This window comes from [Actinomadura] parvosata subsp. kistnae, assembly GCF_900323885.1.
GTDB lineage: Bacteria > Actinomycetota > Actinomycetes > Streptosporangiales > Streptosporangiaceae > Nonomuraea > Nonomuraea composti.
In genome coordinates this window covers 1,664,986-1,683,363 of sequence record NZ_OOHJ01000022.1, presented here as the reverse complement: position 1 = coordinate 1,683,363, position 18,378 = coordinate 1,664,986, and the positions used below count along the sequence as shown (strand labels likewise).

The window sequence follows — 18,378 nt, the reverse complement described above, 5'->3', positions numbered from 1 at the left end:
CGTGGGACTGCGCGCGGAGATGCCGCTGCTGGCCAGGCACGAGGGCGAATGGGAGGGCGAGTACCGCCATGTCGGCCCCGGCGGGGAGCCGATCGACCGGCACCGCGTACGGATGACCTGCGAGATCCGCGGCGACGCCGTCTACCACCAGTCCAACCGCTACACGTGGGACGACGGGCGCTCGGAGGTGCACGAGTTCCCCGGCACCTACCTCGGGGGCGGCCGGTGCGCGTTCGACACCGAGCGGCTCAAGGGCGAGTTCTGGGAGCTGGACGACAGCACCATCTACCTGACCTGGCAGTACAAGGGGCAGGACCTGCGCCTGTTCGAGCTGATCGTGCTCAGCGAGGACGGCAACTCGCGCAGCCGCGTGTGGCAGTGGCTGCGCGACGGCGTGTGCGTGCGCCGGACCCTCATCGACGAGCGGCGGATCGGGTGACCGCGTACACCGCGCTGGCCCTGCAGCTGGAGACCCGGGTGGGGGCGGGGATCGGGGCCGCGATCGACCGGATCGGGGAGCGGGTGGCCGGCTCGAAGGCGTGGCTCGGGCCCGAGCTGCGGCTGGTCGTGCTGCCCGAGTACGTGCTGACCGGGTTTCCGCTGAGGGAGGGCGTCGAGGAGTGGCGGGACCGGGCGGCGATCGACCCCGGCGGCCCCGAGTACCGTGCGCTCGGCGCCGTCGCCGCCGACCACGACGTGTTCCTGTGCGTCAACGCCTACGAGCGCGACGAGCACTTCCCCGACCTGTTCTTCCAGGCCACGGTGATCCTCGCCCCGTCGGGTGAGGCCGTGCTGCGCTACCGCAGGCTGCACTCGCTGTTCTCGCCCACGCCGTACGACGTGTGGGAGCGCTACCTGGAGATCTACGGCATCGACGGCGTGCTGCCCGTGGCCCGCACCGAGATCGGCAACCTCGCCGCGGTCGCCTCGGAGGAGATCCTCGTGCCGGAGCTGGCCCGCGCGCTGGCGTTGCGTGGCGCCGAGGTGCTGTGCAACCCGACGTCGGAGGCGTCGTCCCCGGCGCTCACCCCCAAGGCCGTGGCCCGCCGCGCCCGCGCCGTGGAGAACCTGGCTTTCGTGGTGTCGGCCAACAGCGGCGGCCTGACCGGCCTGCCCATCCCCGGCGACTCCACCAACGGCGGCTCGGAGGTGATCGACCACGAGGGGCGGGCGCTGGCGCAGGCCGGGCCGGGCGAGACGCTGGTCGCCGCGGCGGAGCTGGACCTCGCCGCGCTGCGCCGCGCCCGGCTGCGGCCCGGCCTGGCCAACCTGCTCAGCCGGGTCAAGACCGGCCTGTGGGCGGAGGAGTACGCCCGCCACGACGTCGAACGCCCCGCGAAAGGGGTGCCCGATCGCGCGGAGCTCCGGGCGAGGCAGGTGGCCGCCATCGCCCGGTTGTCCGGCTCCGCCGGCTAGGCGTCCCCGGTGCGGGCGCTCGTGTGCCAGCCCAGCACCGCCCGCTCGACGCCCAGGAACGCCGCGTTCAGCCCGATGCCCAGCAGCCCCAGCAGCACGATCCCCGCCCACATGGCCGGGATGTCGAACTGGCTCTGCGCCTCCAGCATGCGGTGCCCGATGCCCTCGCTGCTGCCCACCAGCTCCGAGATGACCATCATGATCAGCGCCAGCGACACGCTCAGCCGCAGCCCCGCGAAGATCTTCGGGGCCGCGGCCGGCAGGATGATCCTGGTCAGCCGCTGCCACCGGCTCAGCCGGTAGACGGCGCCCGTCTCGATGTACTGGCGGTCGACGTGGCGGGCGCCGTCCATGCTGTTGATCAGCACGGGCCAGACGACGCCGTACACGATGGACGCGAGCTGCATCGGCGTGCCCACCTTGAACAGCACCAGGAACACCGGCAGCAGCGCGGCGGGCGGGACCGAGCGGCCGAAGTGCACCAGCGGCTCCACCAGCCCCGACAGCCAGGACGAGCGCCCGAGCACGACCCCGAGCAGCACCCCGGCCGCGCACGCGATCGACCATCCGGTGAACAGCCTGGACAGGCTCGGCACCAGGTCCGCCACCGCCTCGTCGGTGAGGAACGCCCGCGACGGCGGCCCGGAGAACCACAGCTCGCGCAGCCGCGCCACAATCTGCGACGGCGGCGGGAAGTACGTGGCCTGGGCCGCCCGCGTGACCAGCTCCCAGGCCGCGACCGCCACCGGCAGCAGCCAGTACCACGCCACCCGCCGCAGGACGCTCACGTGCCTGCCCCCGTCCGCGCGTGATGCCAGCGGAACAGCCGCCGCTCACCGGCCGTGAACAGCAGGTTCGCCGCCAGCCCGAGCACACCCGCCCACACTGTGGCGGCCAGCACCCGGTCGAGCCGGTTGGCGCTGCCCGCCAGCGACTGGAACGCCCCGATGCCGCCGCCGCCCGGCGCGAGCAGCTCCACGCTCACGGCCACGATCAGGGTGACCGCCACCGCGATCCGCACGCCCGTCGCGATGAACGGCGCCGCGCTCGGCAGGCTCACCCGCAGCGCCACCGCGAGGGGGCCGAAGCCGAAGCTGCGCAGCGTCTCCTTGGCGAGCGGGTCGACGTCGCTCAGGCCGTACATCGTGTTGATGAGCAGCGGCCACGAGCAGGTGTAGACGACCAGCGCGGTCTTGGCGTCGTGCCCCTCCGGGAAGAGGAAGACCGCCAGGGGGATCAGCGCCACCGACGGGATCGGCCGCAGGAACTCCACCAGCGGCCGCGCCGAGCGTTCCATGAACGGCACCGTCCCGAACAGCAGCCCCGCCGGGACGGCGACGGCGATCGCGATCGCCAGCCCGGCCAGGCACGGGCCGAGCGTGGCCAGCACGTCGGCCCTGAACTGCGCGTCCAGCGGCAGCGTGGCCGCCGTGGCGAGCACGTGCGAGACGTACGGCAGGAAGTCCGGGATCAGCCCCGTCCGCCCGGCCACCTCGGCGGCGGCCAGAAACCCCAGCACCCCGACGAGGCCGAGCACGCCCCGCCGGGGCCCGGCGCTGACGGCGCCGCGCCCGGTTCGACGACGGAACATCAGCCGACCGACGCGAAGAGCCCGCCCACGTCCACCTTGTTCTTCAGGTAGCCGTAGCCGTACATGAGGTCGGCCAGCTTCTGCACGCTGGCCCGGTCGGGCTCCATCGTGAACGTCCCGAGCGTCATCGCCGCCGCCGTGTCGGCGGGGATCTGCGTGTACGTCGGCACGACCTCGTCGATGGCCTTACGGTCGGCGCCGGCGATCTGCTGGGCCTTGGCCAGCGCCCGGTGGAAGGCCGCGGCCGTCTTCGGGTACTTGGTCAGCCACTGCTCGGTGACGCCCCACCCGTCGATCGGCACGCCCGCGGTGACGCCGCTGGTGGTGTCGACGATCTGGGTGGCGCCGCTCTTCTTGGCCGCGCTGAGGAACGGCTCCACCAGCCACGCCGCGTCCACCTTGCCCGTGGACAGCGCCCCGAGCTGGTCGGCGAACGACACGGGGACGAACTTGACCTCTTCCGGCTTGACCCCGGCGGCCTGGAGGTGGGCGTTGGTCACGGTCTGCCCGAGCGCCTTGAGCACGTTGACCGCGACCGTCTTGCCCTTGAGGTCGGCGACCGTCTTGATCGGCGAGCCCTTGGCCACGACCACGGCGGAGACGTTCGGCGCGCCGCCCATCGTGTGCTGGAACAGCTTCAGCTTGGCCGCGCCCGAGTCGTTGATGGTCATGAGCACGACGTAGCTCGTCATGAACGCGTCCATGCTGCCGTTGACGATCTTCGGCATGACGGCCGTCGGCGCCTGGATGATCTCGGTCTTGACCGTCAGGCCCTCTTCTTTGAACAAGCCCCGTTTCTCGGCGATGAACAGCGACGCCGAGGACGGGACCGGCACCACGCCGACCAGGAGCTCGCTCTTCTCCAGCCCCCCGGCGGACGTGGTGCCGCCCGTGCCCGTCTGCCCCTGCCCGCCTCCGCCTCCGCCTCCGCACGCGCTGAGTGCCAGCGCCACTGCCATGCCCGCGACTACGATCCTGGCCAGTTGCATCGCGACTGCCTTTCTGAGTCCGGTGGTCCGGCGGAGGCTGGAGAAAGGTCAGCGGCGCCTGGCCTCGATGAGGTTGGCGCCTGAGCCGAGTTCGACGACGTCGCTGAGCGCCAGCCCCGCCTGGTCGAGCACGGCGGCGTACTCCTCGCGGCTGCGCTCGGTGCCGCCATTGAAGATCGCCAGCATCCGCATGTCAATGTCCTTGCCGAGGTGCGGCTCCTCACTGTCGGGGAGCACCACCTCAAGGATGAGGACGCGCCCGTCGGGGTTCATCGCCTCGCGGACGTTACGCAGAATCTTGACCGCGTCGTCATCGTCCCAGTTGTGCAGGACGCTGGCCAGCAAATAGATGTCGCCGCCCGCCGGGACCCCGGCGAACATGTCGCCGGCCACGACCTCCGCCCGGCCGGTCAGGCCCTCGGCCTCCAGCGTCTGCCTGGCGTGCCCGCTCACGTGGTCGAGGTCGAACAGGATGCCGCGCATCTGCGGGTTGGCGTGCAGGACCGTGGCCAGGATGTGGCCCTTGCCGCCGGCCACGTCCACCATCGTCGCGGTGGCGGGGAAGTCGTACCGCTTGGCCAGGCCCTCGGTGAAGGGGATGGCCCGGGCGGTCATGTAGTCGTCGAACAGCCGGCTGACGTCCGGGTTCCTGGCGAGGTGGTTGTAGAGGGGGCCGTAGCGCTTCATGAACGCCGAGTCGCCGTCGCGCACGGTGGCGGGCAGCATGCCCATGGCGTACCAGAAGCTCTCCTCGCCGAGCATGCGGATCGAGGAGCGGACCGAGTCGGGCACGTCCGAGCGCAGGGCCGTGCCCTTCTCGGTCAGGTCGTACACGTCCGGGCCTGCCACCTTGACCACGCCCACGCCGGCCAGCTCGCGCAGGACCCGGCGCAGCGAGGGGGCGTGCGCCCCGGCGCGCTCGGCCAGCTCGGCGCTGCTGAGGGGGCCGTGCGCGAGGTGGTCGGCCAGGCCCAGCTCGGCCATGGTCAGCAGGGCCGCGAAGCGGGAGATGTCTCCTACGGCTCCCCACAGGAGGTCATCGGAATGCGGCATGTGTCCTTCCAGAGGAGATCACGGGTTGCGGGTGGCCTGCCGGTGCCAGACGAGCACGCGCCGCTCGGCCAGCACGAACAGGGAGTTCACGACGTAGCCGAGGATGCCGAGCAGCGCGATCGCCGCCCACACGCCCGCGCCGTCGAAGCTGCGCTGCGCCTGGAGGAGCTGGTAGCCGACGCCGTCGCTGCCGCCGAGCAGCTCGCTGATCACCATCATGATCAGGGCCAGCGACAGGCTCAGCCGCAGCCCGGCGAAGATCTTCGGCGAGGCGGCGGGCAGCAGCACCACGCGTACGTACTGCGCCTTCGTCAGGTTGAAGACCCGCGCCGTCTCCGTGTACGTGCGATCCACCGCCCTGACCCCGTCGATGGAGTTGAGCAGCACCGGCCAGATCACGCCGAACACGATCGTCGAGAGCTGGGTGATCAGCACCCCGCTCACGGCCTCGGACGACAGCCCGGCCGTGACCACGAGGAACACCGGGATCAGCAGCGGCGGCGGCAGCGCCCGGCCGAACTCGATCAGCGGGTCCACGTAGTCGGTCGCCGCGCGCGAGCGCCCGAGCAGCATCCCCACCGCGATCCCGATCACCGCGGCCAGGATCCAGCCGCCGAACATGCGGCCGAGGCTGGGCAGGATGTTGGCGATCGCGTCGTCGGTGAGGAACACCCGGCTCACCGGGCCGGAGAACCACAGCTCGTACATGCGGGTGACGATCGTCGTGGGCGGCGGGAAATCGGTGTCCCCGATCGCCCGGGTCACCAGCTCCCACACCACCAGCACGATCGGGACCGCCAGGAACCTGGTGAGCGTCTTCACGACTCCGCCGCCCCCGTCCGCATCCGGTGCCAGTGGAACAGGCGGCGCTCGCCGGCCATCAGCAGCACGTTCGCGAGCACGCCGATGACGCCGGCCCAGAACGTGGCCGCCATCATGAGGTCCGTCCTGTTGCCGCTGCCGGCGACGGCCACGAAGACGCCGATCCCGTTGAAGCCGCCGGCCAGCAGCTCGGCGCTGACGGCCAGGACCAGCGCGATGCCGGCCGCGATCCTGATCCCCGTCGCGACGAACGGGGCCGCGCTGGGCAGGCTCACCCTGGCCAGCACCGCGAGGGGGCCGAAGCCGAAGCTGCGCAGCGACTCCTTGGCCAGCGGGTCGACGTCGTGCATGCCGTACAGGGTGTTGATGAGGATCGGCCACACGGAGGCGTACACGATGACCGAGATCTTCATCAGCTCGTCCACCGGGATCAGCAGGATCGCCAGCGGGATGATCGCCACGGACGGGATCGGGCGCATGAACTCCAGCACCGGCCGGATGGCGCGCTCCAGCGGCGTCAGCGCGCCGAGCAGCACGCCCACCGGGACGGCGATGACGGTGGCGAGGAGCAGGCCGAGCACCCAGTTCGTCAGGGTCGTGCCGACGCCGGCCAGGAACTCGGGGTCGGCGAGCAGGCGCACGGCCTCGTACAGGATGGCCGAGGGGGCGGGGAAGTCGAGCTTGTCACCGATCCCGAAGCGGATGACCAGCTCCCCGAGAACGAGGAAGCCCGCGGCGCCGATGGCGCCGCGGAGCAGTCGTGCACGGATCATCAGCCTGCGGCGGGGGCCGCGATGACCGACTTCACGTCGATCGGGTTCTTCAGGTAGCCGTACTCGAGCATGAGGTCGGCGACCTTCTGCAGGCGGTTGGCGTTCAGCTCACTGGGGTACGCGCCCAGCGTGATCACCGAGGCCGTCTTCGCGTCGATCTGCGTGTACTTCGGCAGCATGGCCTCGATCTCCTTGCGGTCGCTGGAGGCGAGCTGCTGAGCCTTGGAGATGGCCCGCTGGAAGGCGGCCAGCGTCTTCGGGTACTTCGACGCCCACTCCTCGGTGGCCATCCAGCCGGCGATGGGCAGGTCGGCGGTCTGGCCCGTCATGGTGTCGACCAGCTTGCGGAAGCCGAACTTGCTCTGGTTCGCGGTGATGAACGGCTCGGTGATCCAGCCCGCGTCGGCCTGGCCGCTCTGGATCGTGTTGCCCATTTCCGGGAACGGCTTCTCGACGAACTTGACGTCGGTCTCGGCGAGGCCGGCCACCTTGAGCTGCGAGGTCACCGCGAGCTGGGCGATGTTCTTGAGGTTGTTGACCAGAACGGTCTTGCCCTTGAGGTCCGCCACCGTTTTGATCGGCGAGTCCTTCGGCACCATGATGTTGAAGGTGTTCGGGGCGGCCTGGTACATGTCCGCGACCAGCTTGATCTTCTTGCCCTGGCTGACGGCCAAGAACGTCGAGACGTAGTTGGTCTGCGAGATGTCGAGCGAGCCGTTCTCGATCGCGGGAATGGCCGCGGCGCCACCCGTGATGGTCTTCGGCGTGACCGTCAGGCCCTCCTCCTTGAAGAAGCCCTTGGCGTTGGCGATGTAGAGCGACACCGGGTCCGGAATGGGGAGCGCCCCGACCGTGATGTTGGTTTTCTCCAAGCCGCCGCTGTTGGCGGCGGTGTTCGCGGAGTCGCCGGAACCGCCGCAGCCGGCAAGGGTGAGAGCGACTGTGACGCCGAGAACAATGGCGTGACAGCGCAGTTTGCGTGTCATGGGGGGAGTCTCCTACCAGGGGGAAGTCTTCTGGAGATCGGCACAGGTTGCCGGGCGTGAAGCGTACCGGAGGGGAGATCGGAACGGCAGCACTATGCCACGTTTATGAGGTTTATCAACAAAATATGACTGTGCACCGCTATAGAGGTAAATAGCCTCATTAAGGGTGATTCCTGGCCTAATGTCCGGTTTGGCGGCTTGGTTGCGCTCCGTGTCCGGGGGTTTGCCACCTGAACAATGTGTGAGTTGGAACGGTTGAAAACGGCCGAGACGTTGGCCTAACTATGAGGTTTGTGCTCAAATTGGGCCTCGAACTTGCCTGCGATCACTCGTCCGTGTGACGAAGCCGCTGAGACCCCCCTAAAGCAGGCCATGGCGAGAGGTTGCCACCAGTGAGGACAACAACGACCGGCTCCGGTCGTGGTAGCGCTCCGGACGTTCCGGAAGAGCCTGCGGGCGGTGCGGCGCCGCCCCAGCCGCCGCAGCCGCCCCGTTCGGGCAGCTCCTTCGCGCTGCGCAACTGGCGTGTGCGCACCCGCCTCATCGCTCTCATCGCCATTCCCACGATCGTGGCCGTGATCCTGGGCGCGCTGCGCGTCACCACCTCGATCTCCAGCGCGCAGCAGTACCAGCTCATCAGCGACTCGGGACGGCTGGTCGCCCAGCTCGGCGAGCTCGCCCGCGATCTCGGCATGGAGCGCGACCAGGCCGCCCGGTTCGTCGCCGAGGGCCGGCGCGACGACGACAAGCTGAAGAGCCAGCAGGGCATCGTCGACGCCAGCGTCACGCGCACGAAGGAGCTGGCCAAGAGCGTCGAGCCGTCGCTGTCGGACCTGGGGCACCGCATCCTCGACCGCATCGAGGTCCGGCTCACCCAGCTCGCGTCGCTGCGCCAGACGGTCACCGGCTCGGAGCTGCCGCCGCTGCCCACCGTGGAGAAGTACTCCGAGACCATCGCCGACATGCTGCAGATGTACGACGAGCTCGGCCAGGGCTCCACGGACGAGCAGCTCAACTCGACGGCCGCCGCGCTGCGCGCCGTCGCCCGCGCCGAGGAGCAGGCGTCCAAGCAGCGCGCGCTGCTGACGATCGCGCTGGTCCGCGGCCGGTTCGAGGAGCCGGAGTTCAACGCCTTCCTCGACGCCCGCTCCCGCCGTGAGAGCGAGCGCAACACGTTCCTCTCGGTCGCCACCGCCGCCCAGCGCCAGAACTTCGACAACACGGTCGCCAGCCGCAAGATCGGCCTGGCCGAGCTCTACATCAGCCGCGCCGTGCTGCTCAACAACAACGGCCAGTCGCTGCGCCGGCTCGACAACAAGACCGTCAACGACACCGACAGCTGGTTCGACGCGATCTCCGAGACCGTCGACCGGCTCCACCAGGTGCAGAAGTCGCTGTCGGAGCAGGTGGCCACCCGCAGCACCGACGTCGCCAGCAGCGACCGGCAGCTCGCCGCCATCAACATCGGCATCGTGATCGCGCTGCTGATCCTGGTCCTCGCGATCACCGCCCTCATGGCCGGCTCGCTGGTACGCCCGCTGCGCCGCCTGCGCGGCGACGCCCTGAAGATCGCCGGTCACACCCTGCCCGACCTGGTGCGCCAGCTCCGCAGCACCGACGTCGACCCCGACCAGCTCCGCGTCCCGCCCATCGAGATCAACTCCAGGGACGAGATCGGTGAAGTCGCGCGGGCCTTCGACGAGGTGCACCGCGAGGCGGTCCGGCTGGCGGGTGAGGAGTCGAGGCTCCGCAGCAACGTCAACGCGATGTTCGTGAACCTGTCGCGGCGCAGCCAGACGCTGGTGGAGCGGCAGATCACCCTGATCGACGGCCTGGAGCAGGGCGAGCAGGACGAGCAGCGGCTCGGCAACCTGTTCAAGCTCGACCACCTCGCCACCCGCATGCGCCGCAACAGCGAGAACCTGCTGGTCCTCGCCGGCCAGGAGCCGCCGCGCCGCTGGAGCCAGCCCGTCAAGCTCGTCGACGTCGCCCGCGCCTCCCTCTCCGAGGTCGAGAACTACGAACGGGTCGTGCTGGAGGTGCCGGAAGGCGTCTCCATCGCCGGCCAGGCCGTCAACGACGTCATCCACCTGCTCGCCGAGCTGATCGAGAACGCCCTGTCGTTCTCGCCCCGCGAGACCCGCGTCCCCGTCTCCGGCAGCCGGATCGACGGCGGCGGCATCATGCTCTCCATCAGCGACTCCGGCATCGGCATGACCGCGGAGGAGCTGGCCCAGGCCAACGCGCGCCTGACCGACGCGCCCACCGTGGACGTCTCCGTCTCGCGCCGCATGGGCCTGTTCGTGGTCGCGAGGCTGGCGCACCGGCACGGCATCCGCGTCCAGCTGCGCCCGCACGGCTCCGGCGGCCTGACCGCCATGGTCCTCATCCCCGAGTCGCTGCTCGGCGCCCAGGAACCGCCGCCGGCCGCCACCCCCGCCGCCGGCGGTGGCGTTCCCCGGGAGGCGTTCCAGACGCCGCAGCCCGCCGCGGCCAGTCCGTGGCCCGCCACGTCGTACCAGCTCGGCCCCGGGCACCCGTCCTATCCGTCGTACCCGTCGTCGGAGCCGCTCCCGCAGGGCGGCGGCTCGTGGGCGTCGGGCCCCGCCTTCCCCGCCGAGGCCGGCGGCTGGATGTCGGCCGACTCCTCCAACGACGTCTGGGTGACCTCCCGCGGCCCCATGACCGGCGACAGCGGGCTGCCGCAGCGCGAGAGCGGCCTGCCCCAGCGCGGCGCGCTGCCCGACGAGACCCGGCCGTGGCTGCGCGGCCCCGAGCAGCCGCTGCCCGCCCAGAACGCCTTCAACAGCTTCCCCGAGACCGAGTCGGCCGCGACCGGCCCGATGCCCGCCGTCAAGCCGGCCTCGGCAGGCGACGAGTACCTGCCGATCTTCGCGTCGGTGGAGTCGGCCTGGTTTGACCACAACGCGGCCGAGGCCAACGCCACATGGGGCTCCGCCAACGCCGACGCGGGCTGGAGCAGGGCGGAGGCCGTACGGGAGCCGGTGCGCGACGGCGCGACGGCGGCCGGGCTGCCCAAGCGGGTGCCCAAGGCCAACCTGGTGCCCGGCTCGGCGGACACCGTCTCGGCGCCCAAGGGCGTCGCACCCATGCCGGCGGTCTCACCAGAACGTGTACGCAGCCGGCTGTCCAGCTTCCAGCAGGGCTTCCGGGCCGCGCGCGACGACATCAGCGAGGGCAGGACGTACGGGTCCGGGCCCAGGAATAACAGTAGGGAGGAGGGCGCGTGAATGACCTGAGCCACGCGGCACGCGGGGTGGACTGGTTAATCACCGACTTCGTCAGTACCGTTCCGGGGGTCGCGCACGCGGTGGTCGTCTCGTCCGACGGGTTGCCGCTGGCGGCGTCGGCGGGTTTTCCGGCCGATCGGGCCGATCAGCTCGCCGCGATCGCGTCGGGTCTGGTCTCCCTGACGCAGGGCGCCGCGAGGGTGTTCGAGGGTGGTGCGGTCAATCAGACGATCGTGGAGATGCAGCGCGGCCTGATGTTGATCATGTCGATCAGCGATGGCTCCTGCCTGGCGGTCTTGGCGGCGCCGGACTGTGACATGGGTCTGGTGGCGTACCAGATGACGCTGATGGTGGATCGCGCCGGTCAGGTGCTGACTCCGGCTGTGCGCGCCGAGCTGCGCGCCAGCCAGACCAGGTGATGTGAGTGACGAATTCGTGGAACAGCGGCGGCTGGGAGCCCCCACCCCCGCCCGTCAGCTCCGACCCCGCCTCCCCGGTGCGGCCCTACGCCGTCACCGGCGGGCGGACCGCGCCCAAGGTCAAGCTGGCGATGGAGGCCCTGGTGTCCTCGGCGACCGCCGAGCACCGGGAGTTCTCCCACATCACGCCCGAGTACAAAGCGATCAGCCAGCTCTGCCTCCAGGTCAGATCGGTGGCCGAGGTGTCGGCGCTGCTGCGGATCCCGCTCGGCGTGGTGCGTGTTCTGATCGCGGACATGGCGGCCGAGGGCCTCGTTCGGGTGCACCAGCCGCAGCTCGAGGCAGGTAGACCGGACGTCAACCTGCTGGAAAGGGTGCTCAGTGGACTACGCAGGCTCTAGCCCCGGCCTCACCTCGACGAAGATCGTCGTCGCCGGTGGGTTCGGGGTGGGCAAGACGACGTTCGTCGGCGCGGTGTCGGAGATCATGCCGTTGACGACGGAGGCCGTCATGACGGACGCCTCCGCCGGGATCGACGACCTGGGCATGACACCGCTGAAGTCGACCACCACCGTCGCCATGGACTTCGGCCGCGTGTCTCTCGACCGCGACCTGATCCTGTACCTGTTCGGCACGCCCGGACAGCACCGGTTCTGGTTCATGTGGGACGACCTCGTACGGGGCGCGATCGGCGCGGTCGTCCTCGTGGACACCCGCCGCCTGGCCGACAGCTTCCCCGCCATCGACTACTTCGAAGAGGCGCAGCTGCCGTTCGTCGTGGGCATCAACGGCTGGGACGGCTCGTACCCGCACAGCGACACCGAGGTGCGCGACGCGCTCACGCTGTCCCCGCACATCCCCATGGTGCGGCTCGACGCCCGCAAGAAGGACTCGGTGAAAAACGTGCTGATCCAGCTCGTCGAGCACGCGCTGACGGTCCGGATGGCCGTGCCAGGCTGGAGCGGCTAGCGGAGCGGATAGGCTGGAGTCTTAGACGTACATTCGCTTCGAGGACTGGCCAACCACGTGTTCGAGACGCTTTCCGACCGGCTGACATCGGTCTTCTCCTCCCTCCGATCCAAGGGGCGGCTGTCCGATGCCGACATCGACGCCACCACCCGTGAGATCCGCATCGCCCTGCTCGAGGCCGATGTCGCGCTGCCGGTGGTCAAGGCGTTCGTCGCTCAGGTCAAGGAGCGCGCCCGCGGTTCCGAGGTCTCCCAGGCGCTGAACCCGGCGCAGCAGGTCGTCAAGATCGTCAATGACGAGCTGATCGGGATCCTCGGCGGCGAGACCCGCAGGCTCCGCTTCGCCAAGACGCCGCCGACCGTCATCATGCTGGCCGGCCTCCAGGGCGCGGGCAAGACGACCCTGGCGGGCAAGCTGGCCAGGTGGCTGCGGGAGCAGGGCCACGCGCCCATGCTCGTCGCCGCGGACCTGCAGCGCCCCAACGCCGTCCAGCAGCTCCAGGTCGTGGGCGAGCGCGCCCAGGTCGCCGTCTTCGCGCCCGAGCCGGGCAGCGGCGTGGGCGACCCGGTCGAGGTCGCCCGCAGGTCGATCGACGAGGCCAGGCGCCTCAACCACGACATCGTCATCATCGACACCGCCGGCCGCCTGGGCATCGACCAGGAGATGATGCGGCAGGCCGCCGACATCCGCGACGCGGTCTCGCCCGACGAGACCCTGTTCGTGGTCGACGCCATGATCGGCCAGGACGCCGTCACCACGGCGCAGGCGTTCATGGAGGGCGTCGGCTTCGACGGCGTGGTGCTGACCAAGCTCGACGGCGACGCCCGCGGCGGCGCGGCCCTGTCGGTGCGGCACATCACCGGCCGGCCCATCATGTTCGCCTCCACCGGCGAGAAGCTGGAAGACTTCGACGCCTTCCACCCCGACCGGATGGCCTCGCGCATCCTCGACATGGGTGACATCCTCACCCTGATCGAGCAGGCCCAGAAGACGTTCGACGAGGAGCAGGCCGCCAAGATGGCCGGCAAGCTCACGTCGGGCGAGAACTTCACGCTCGACGACTTCCTCGAGCAGATGATGATGGTCCAGAAGATGGGCCCGATCAAAAACCTGCTCGGCATGATGCCCGGCATGGGGCAGATGCGCGAGCAGATCAACTCGATCGACGACCGCGACCTCGACCGGATCGCGGCCATCATCCGCTCGATGACCCCCGCCGAGCGGCAGGACCCCAAGATCATCAACGGCTCGCGGCGGGCCCGCATCGCGGCCGGCTCCGGCGTGTCGGTGAGCGCGGTGAGCAACCTCGTCACCCGCTTCTTCGACGCCCAGAAGATGATGAAGCGGATGGCCGGCGGCATGGGCATCCCGGGCATGCCCGGCGGCAAGGGCAAGGCCGCCAAGGCGCAGAAGAAGAACAAGAAGGGGCGGCGCGTCAGCGGCGACCCGCGCAAGGCCGCGCTCGGCAAGTCGGGCTCGTCCGACGGCGCCGCGCCCGCCGCGCCCGCGCAGGGCGGCGTGCTGGGCAACCTCGGCGGGAAGCTGCCGCCGGGGATCGAGCTGCCGCCCGGCTTCGATCCGTCCAAGCTGCGGCTGCCCGGGCAGAAGTAGATCACCGGCGGGGTGGTCCCGGGCCACCCCTTGCCGGACCTTTGCGGTGTGCTGTGGTGACAGGTCGTAGGCAGTGCCGTCGATCTGGCACAATGGCATGTTGGAACACCGTGACCAGGTGGGTGCCCTCTCATCTCCCGCCGGCCACGTTTGTCCCTGGAGCGTCATCCCGTCGTGCCCCACTCGGTGGCGATGCCGCTCACCCACGCTCGAATGCAGGAGAGACCACACCCGTGGCAGTCAAGATCAAGCTCAAGCGGCTCGGCATGATCCGCAACGCTCAGTACCGTATCGTCGTCGCCGACAGCCGCACCAAGCGTGACGGCCGGGCGATCGAGGAGATCGGCCTGTACCACCCGAAGGAGAACCCTTCGCGCATCGAGGTCAACGCCGAGCGTGCGGCTTACTGGCTGGGTGTCGGCGCGCAGCCGACCGAGCCGGTGCTCAAGCTGCTCAAGCTCACCGGTGACTGGCAGAAGTTCAAGGGCGAGCCCGCTCCTGAGCCGATGAAGGTCGCCGAGCCCAAGGCCGACCGGCACGCCCTCTACGAGGCCGCGGCCAAGGAGGCGCTGTCCGGTGGCGACACCGGCACGGCCGCCACCACGCCGCGCAAGAGCAAGAAGAAGGACGAGGCCGAGGCCCCCGCCGAGACCCCGTCCGAGGGCGAGGCCTGACGTGCTCGAGGAGGCTCTCGAGCACCTCGTGAAGGGCATCGTCGAACATCCCGACGATGTCCGGGTCCGCGCACGCCGCATTCGCAGCGGGCGCGTCCTGGAGGTCCGGGTGCACCCCGAGGACCTGGGCAAGGTCATCGGACGCGGCGGGCGCACCGCCAAGGCGCTGCGCACGGTCGTGAACGCCCTGGCCGACGGGAAGTACGTACGGGTCGATCTGCTCGACCTGCACGAAGCAGTCCGTTAGCGTCAGGTTTGCGCGCCCTCATCGGCTTCGTTCCGATGGGGGCGCTCTGCGTAGAAAGAGGTTTTTCACGTGCAGCTGGTCGTCGGCCGGATAGGCCGTCCGCACGGGGTACGCGGTGACGTGACCGTGGAGGTGCGCACCGACGATCCCGAGCTGCGCTTCGCCGTCGGCACGCCCGTCGCCACCGACCCCGCAGACCGGGGGCCGCTCGTCGTCACCGGCCGCCGCTGGCACAAGGGCGTGTTGCTGCTGACGTTCGAGGGCGTCACCGACCGCGACGCCGCCGAGGAGCTGCGCGGCACCATGCTCGTCATCGACTCCTCCGAGGTGACGCCGTCCGACGACCCCGACGAGTTCCACGACCACCAGCTCATCGGGCTGGCCGTGGAGACCGTCTCGGGCGAGGCCGTCGGCGAGGTCGAAGACGTGCTGCACCACGGCCAGGACCTGCTCGTGGTGCGCAGGAAGGGCCAGGAGGACGCCCTCATCCCGTTCGTGCGGGCGCTGGTGCCCGAGGTGGACGTGGAGGCCGGACGGCTGGTCGTCGACCCTCCTGAGGGGCTGCTGTGATGCGGCTCGACATCATCTCGATCTTCCCCGAGTACTTCACGCCGCTCGACGTCTCACTCATCGGCAAGGCCCGCGAGCGCGGCACCCTCGACGTACGGCTGCACCAGCTGCGCGACTGGGCCCACGACGTGCACAAGACCGTCGACGACACCCCCTACGGCGGGGGGCCCGGCATGGTCATGAAGCCCGAGGTGTGGGGCGAGGCCATCGACGCGGTCACCGAAGGGGGCACCCCCCGCATGATCGTGCCGACGCCCAGCGGGCGGCCGTTCGACCAGGAGCTCGCGCAGGAGCTGGCCGGGGAGCCGTGGCTGCTGTTCGCGTGCGGCCGCTACGAAGGCATCGACTCCCGGGTCATGCAGGAGTACGCCACGCGGATGCGGGTGGACGAGGTCAGCATCGGCGACTACGTGCTGGCCGGCGGCGAGGTGGCCGTGCTGGTCATGGTGGAGGCCATCGGGCGGCTGCTGCCCGGCGTGCTGGGCAACGCGCAGTCGGCGGTCGACGACTCGTTCGCGCCCGGCTCGATGCGGAACCTGGTCGAGGGGCCCGTCTACACCAAGCCGCCCGTGTGGCGGGGGCACGAGGTGCCCGCCGTGCTGCTGTCCGGACATCACGGGAATGTCGCCCGGTGGCGGCGGGACGAGGCGATCCGGCGCACCGTACGCAACCGGCCCGAGCTGGCCGCCGCGCTCGACCCCGCGACGCTCGACAAGCACGACAGGAAGCTGCTCGAAGAGCTCTCGAAGCAGGACGAGAAGTCGCTGGGGGAGCTTCCGGAGCAGGACGGGAAGCTGAGCGAAGAGCCTGCGTTTCGCCTCCAGTCGGAAGATATGGCAAACTGAATCGCCACCGTCCATCATGCGGTCGGTGCCGCGTGCCCGGGAAGCGACGCCCGGGGCCAAGAGATGGCATGCGCGTCCGCTGATGTCGCCGCGCCCGCGCGGGCGTGGCCGAGCGGACCTCCGCCCGCCCACGAACTTTGAGGAATGACTCTCATGCACACGAAGATCCAGGAGCTCGAGAAGGCGACCCTGCGCGGCGACGTGCCGGCGTTCCGCCCCGGTGACACCCTCGAGGTTCACGTCCGCGTCGTCGAAGGAAACCGCTCCCGCATCCAGGTCTTCAAGGGCTTCGTGCTGCGCCGCCAGGGCAGCGGTGCCCGCGAGACCTTCACGGTCCGCAAGGTCAGCTACGGCGTCGGCGTCGAGCGCACCTTCCCGGTGCACAGCCCCGTCATCGAGAAGATCGTGCTCGTGACCCGCGGCGACGTCCGTCGCGCCAAGCTCTACTACATGCGCGACCTGCGCGGCAAGGCCGCCCGCATCCGCGAGAAGCGCGAGACGACGGCCGCCAAGTAACCAGGCGATCCTTCCGATGGCCCGCGCCTTCGCGCGGGCCATTCGGCTTTACAGGGGCGTTTCCTTTATGTGGAGCGACTCGTGCACGGTGTAACGTCGGTCGAGGCCTGTCGAGCCGACACATCATCTAGGCTCGTCAGCGATGACTAGCGAAAGCCAGGAGCACGGCGCGGCGCGCCGCCCTGTCGAGGACGAGGTGGACGTGGTCGCCGAAGAGACTCAGAAGCCGGCCAAGGGCGAAAAAAAGGAGAAGAAGGGGTCGTTCTGGAAAGAGCTGCCCGTTCTCATCGTCGTAGCCCTGGCGCTGGCCCTGATCATCAAGACGTTTGTGGTCCAGGCCTTCTACATTCCGTCGGAATCGATGGAGAACACCCTGCTCACCAACGACAGGGTCCTGGTCAACAAACTCGTCTACCACACCCGCGACATCGAGCGCGGAGACGTCGTGGTCTTCTCGGGCGTCGACTCCTGGGACGGCGAGTTCCAGATGGCCGAGCCGTCCAACGTGGTCGAAGGCTTCTTCCGGTGGGTCGGCACCGCGTTCGGCATCATCCCCGGCGAGAAGGACTACATCAAGCGGGTCATCGGCGTCGGCGGCGACCACGTCAAGTGCTGCGACTCCAAAGGACGCATCACCGTCAACGGCACGCCCATCGACGAGGAGAGCTACCTCTACCCCGGCGACAAGCCGTCCGACGAGTTCTTCGACATCACGGTGCCGCAGGGGCGGCTGTGGGTCATGGGCGACCACCGCTCGGTCTCGCTCGACTCCCGCTCCCACACCGGCGACCCCGGCGGCGGATCGATCCCCGAAGGCCAGGTCATCGGGCGGGCCTTCGTGATCGTCTGGCCGTTCAACCGCTTCGACACGATCGACATCCCCGACACCTTCGCGCAGCCGGCGCTGCACGCGATGGGCGGCACACCGGTGCCGCTGGCCGCCGGGTTCGGCCTGGCCGTACCCTTGGTGCTGGTCCGTCGGCGCCTGCGGAGGAGGCGCTGATGGCCGACACCAAGAAGGCGGAGGGCGTGGCGAAAGAGAAGAAGAAGGGCGGTTTCCGGGAAACCGTACTGCTGCTCGTGCTGGGCGTCGGCATCGCGCTGCTGCTCCAGGCGTTCGTCGTCGGGTCGTTCTACATCCCGTCCGTCTCGATGGAGAACACCCTGCTCGTCAACGACCGGGTCTTCGTCAACAAGCTCGCGGGCAAGCCCGAGCGCGGCGACATCGTGGTCTTCAAGGGCTGGAACGGCGAGGACACGATCAAGCGGGTCATCGGCATCGGCGGCGACAAGGTGGTGTGCTGCGACAAGCAGAAGCGCATCACCGTCAACGGCACGCCGCTCGACGAGAAGTCCTACCTCTACCCCGACGATTTCGCTTCTGGCGATGACTTCAACGTCACCGTGCCCGCCGGGAAGCTCTGGCTGATGGGCGACCACCGCAGCGCCTCGGCCGACTCCAGGGCCCACATGGAGGAGCCCGGAGGCGGCTTCATCTCGGAGAACGACGTGATCGGCAAGGCCGTGCTGCGCTACTGGCCGCTGTCGCGGGGCTATCTCTTCTCCCGTCCCGACATTTTCGACAAGGTCAAGTAGAGCCCGCTTCCGGTCGCGGTATGCGGCGAATGGGGCGTACGCTGCCAGTG

General features: G+C 69.7%; 21 protein-coding genes. 14 read left to right on the top strand and 7 right to left on the bottom strand.

Going from position 1 to position 18,378, the window contains the following annotated elements:
- The first annotated feature begins 1 nt into the window (after position 1).
- Both KIS93_RS50335 and KIS93_RS50330 read left to right on the top strand, forming a co-directional pair.
- Positions 2-439 carry a DUF3598 domain-containing protein gene (locus KIS93_RS50335; RefSeq protein WP_168022208.1) on the top strand — a complete coding sequence of 146 codons (438 nt, stop codon included), beginning with the start codon at positions 2-4 and terminating at the stop codon, positions 437-439.
- Positions 436-1,416 (top strand): nitrilase-related carbon-nitrogen hydrolase, encoded by a 981-nt coding sequence (locus tag KIS93_RS50330; RefSeq protein WP_186404884.1) that lies wholly within the window; start codon positions 436-438, stop codon positions 1,414-1,416. Before KIS93_RS50335 ends, KIS93_RS50330 begins: the two co-directional genes overlap by 4 nt.
- Here the strand turns inward: KIS93_RS50330 and KIS93_RS50325 are convergent.
- The 7 genes from KIS93_RS50325 to KIS93_RS50295 form a co-directional block, all read right to left on the bottom strand.
- A complete protein-coding gene (locus KIS93_RS50325; protein ID WP_080042353.1) occupies positions 1,413-2,204 on the bottom strand; it encodes an ABC transporter permease in 792 nt (263 codons plus the stop codon). The two genes, KIS93_RS50330 and KIS93_RS50325, sit on opposite strands and share 4 nt — an antisense overlap.
- Positions 2,201-3,007, bottom strand: coding sequence for an ABC transporter permease (locus KIS93_RS50320; protein ID WP_080042352.1), 807 nt, complete (start codon positions 3,005-3,007; stop codon positions 2,201-2,203). Before KIS93_RS50320 ends, KIS93_RS50325 begins: the two co-directional genes overlap by 4 nt.
- Complete coding sequence (locus tag KIS93_RS50315; RefSeq protein ID WP_186404883.1) at positions 3,007-3,966, bottom strand: ABC transporter substrate-binding protein; 960 nt, start codon at positions 3,964-3,966, stop codon at positions 3,007-3,009. Before KIS93_RS50315 ends, KIS93_RS50320 begins: the two co-directional genes overlap by 1 nt.
- Before the next feature lie 78 nt (positions 3,967-4,044).
- Complete coding sequence (locus KIS93_RS50310) at positions 4,045-5,049, bottom strand: methyltransferase (protein ID WP_080042350.1); 1,005 nt, start codon at positions 5,047-5,049, stop codon at positions 4,045-4,047.
- Positions 5,050-5,067: 18 nt separating this feature from the next.
- On the bottom strand, positions 5,068-5,871 hold the full coding sequence (locus KIS93_RS50305) for an ABC transporter permease (RefSeq protein WP_080042349.1): 804 nt from the start codon (positions 5,869-5,871) through the stop codon (positions 5,068-5,070).
- Entirely contained in the window at positions 5,868-6,644 is a 777-nt protein-coding gene (locus tag KIS93_RS50300) for an ABC transporter permease (RefSeq protein ID WP_080042348.1), read from the bottom strand. Before KIS93_RS50300 ends, KIS93_RS50305 begins: the two co-directional genes overlap by 4 nt.
- Positions 6,644-7,630: an ABC transporter substrate-binding protein gene (locus KIS93_RS50295; protein ID WP_230465526.1), complete on the bottom strand. Its 987-nt coding sequence runs from the start codon at positions 7,628-7,630 to the stop codon at positions 6,644-6,646. The genes KIS93_RS50300 and KIS93_RS50295 overlap by 1 nt, the downstream gene beginning before the upstream one ends.
- Before the next feature lie 392 nt (positions 7,631-8,022).
- Between KIS93_RS50295 and KIS93_RS50290 the strand changes: the two genes are divergently transcribed.
- The 12 genes from KIS93_RS50290 (at position 8,023) to lepB (KIS93_RS50235) (ending at position 18,328) form a co-directional block, all read left to right on the top strand.
- Entirely contained in the window at positions 8,023-10,881 is a 2,859-nt protein-coding gene (locus KIS93_RS50290; RefSeq protein WP_155128442.1) for a sensor histidine kinase, read from the top strand.
- Positions 10,878-11,300: a roadblock/LC7 domain-containing protein gene (locus tag KIS93_RS50285; protein WP_080042345.1), complete on the top strand. Its 423-nt coding sequence runs from the start codon at positions 10,878-10,880 to the stop codon at positions 11,298-11,300. The genes KIS93_RS50290 and KIS93_RS50285 overlap by 4 nt, the downstream gene beginning before the upstream one ends.
- A gap of 5 nt (positions 11,301-11,305) precedes the next feature.
- Positions 11,306-11,701, top strand: coding sequence for a DUF742 domain-containing protein (locus tag KIS93_RS50280; protein WP_080042344.1), 396 nt, complete (start codon positions 11,306-11,308; stop codon positions 11,699-11,701).
- Positions 11,682-12,269 carry a GTP-binding protein gene (locus tag KIS93_RS50275; protein ID WP_080042343.1) on the top strand — a complete coding sequence of 196 codons (588 nt, stop codon included), beginning with the start codon at positions 11,682-11,684 and terminating at the stop codon, positions 12,267-12,269. Before KIS93_RS50280 ends, KIS93_RS50275 begins: the two co-directional genes overlap by 20 nt.
- 57 nt (positions 12,270-12,326) lie before the next feature.
- On the top strand, positions 12,327-13,880 hold the full coding sequence (gene ffh / locus KIS93_RS50270; RefSeq protein WP_080042342.1) for a signal recognition particle protein: 1,554 nt from the start codon (positions 12,327-12,329) through the stop codon (positions 13,878-13,880).
- Between the two features lie 233 nt (positions 13,881-14,113).
- Positions 14,114-14,554 (top strand): 30S ribosomal protein S16, encoded by a 441-nt coding sequence (gene rpsP, locus KIS93_RS50265; RefSeq protein WP_080042341.1) that lies wholly within the window; start codon positions 14,114-14,116, stop codon positions 14,552-14,554.
- A 1-nt stretch (position 14,555) separates the two neighbouring features.
- A complete protein-coding gene (locus KIS93_RS50260) occupies positions 14,556-14,801 on the top strand; it encodes an RNA-binding protein (protein ID WP_043634919.1) in 246 nt (81 codons plus the stop codon).
- Positions 14,802-14,870: 69 nt separating this feature from the next.
- Positions 14,871-15,371 carry a ribosome maturation factor RimM gene (rimM, locus tag KIS93_RS50255; RefSeq protein ID WP_080042340.1) on the top strand — a complete coding sequence of 167 codons (501 nt, stop codon included), beginning with the start codon at positions 14,871-14,873 and terminating at the stop codon, positions 15,369-15,371.
- Positions 15,371-16,216 (top strand): tRNA (guanosine(37)-N1)-methyltransferase TrmD, encoded by an 846-nt coding sequence (gene trmD / locus KIS93_RS50250; protein WP_080042339.1) that lies wholly within the window; start codon positions 15,371-15,373, stop codon positions 16,214-16,216. The genes rimM and trmD overlap by 1 nt, the downstream gene beginning before the upstream one ends.
- 153 nt (positions 16,217-16,369) lie before the next feature.
- Positions 16,370-16,732, top strand: coding sequence for a 50S ribosomal protein L19 (rplS, locus tag KIS93_RS50245; RefSeq protein ID WP_080042338.1), 363 nt, complete (start codon positions 16,370-16,372; stop codon positions 16,730-16,732).
- Positions 16,733-16,874: 142 nt separating this feature from the next.
- Entirely contained in the window at positions 16,875-17,735 is an 861-nt protein-coding gene (lepB, locus tag KIS93_RS50240; RefSeq protein ID WP_080042337.1) for a signal peptidase I, read from the top strand.
- Positions 17,735-18,328, top strand: a complete 594-nt coding sequence (gene lepB / locus KIS93_RS50235) for a signal peptidase I (protein WP_080042336.1) — start codon at positions 17,735-17,737, stop codon at positions 18,326-18,328. Before lepB (KIS93_RS50240) ends, lepB (KIS93_RS50235) begins: the two co-directional genes overlap by 1 nt.
- The last annotated feature ends 50 nt before the right edge of the window (positions 18,329-18,378 follow it).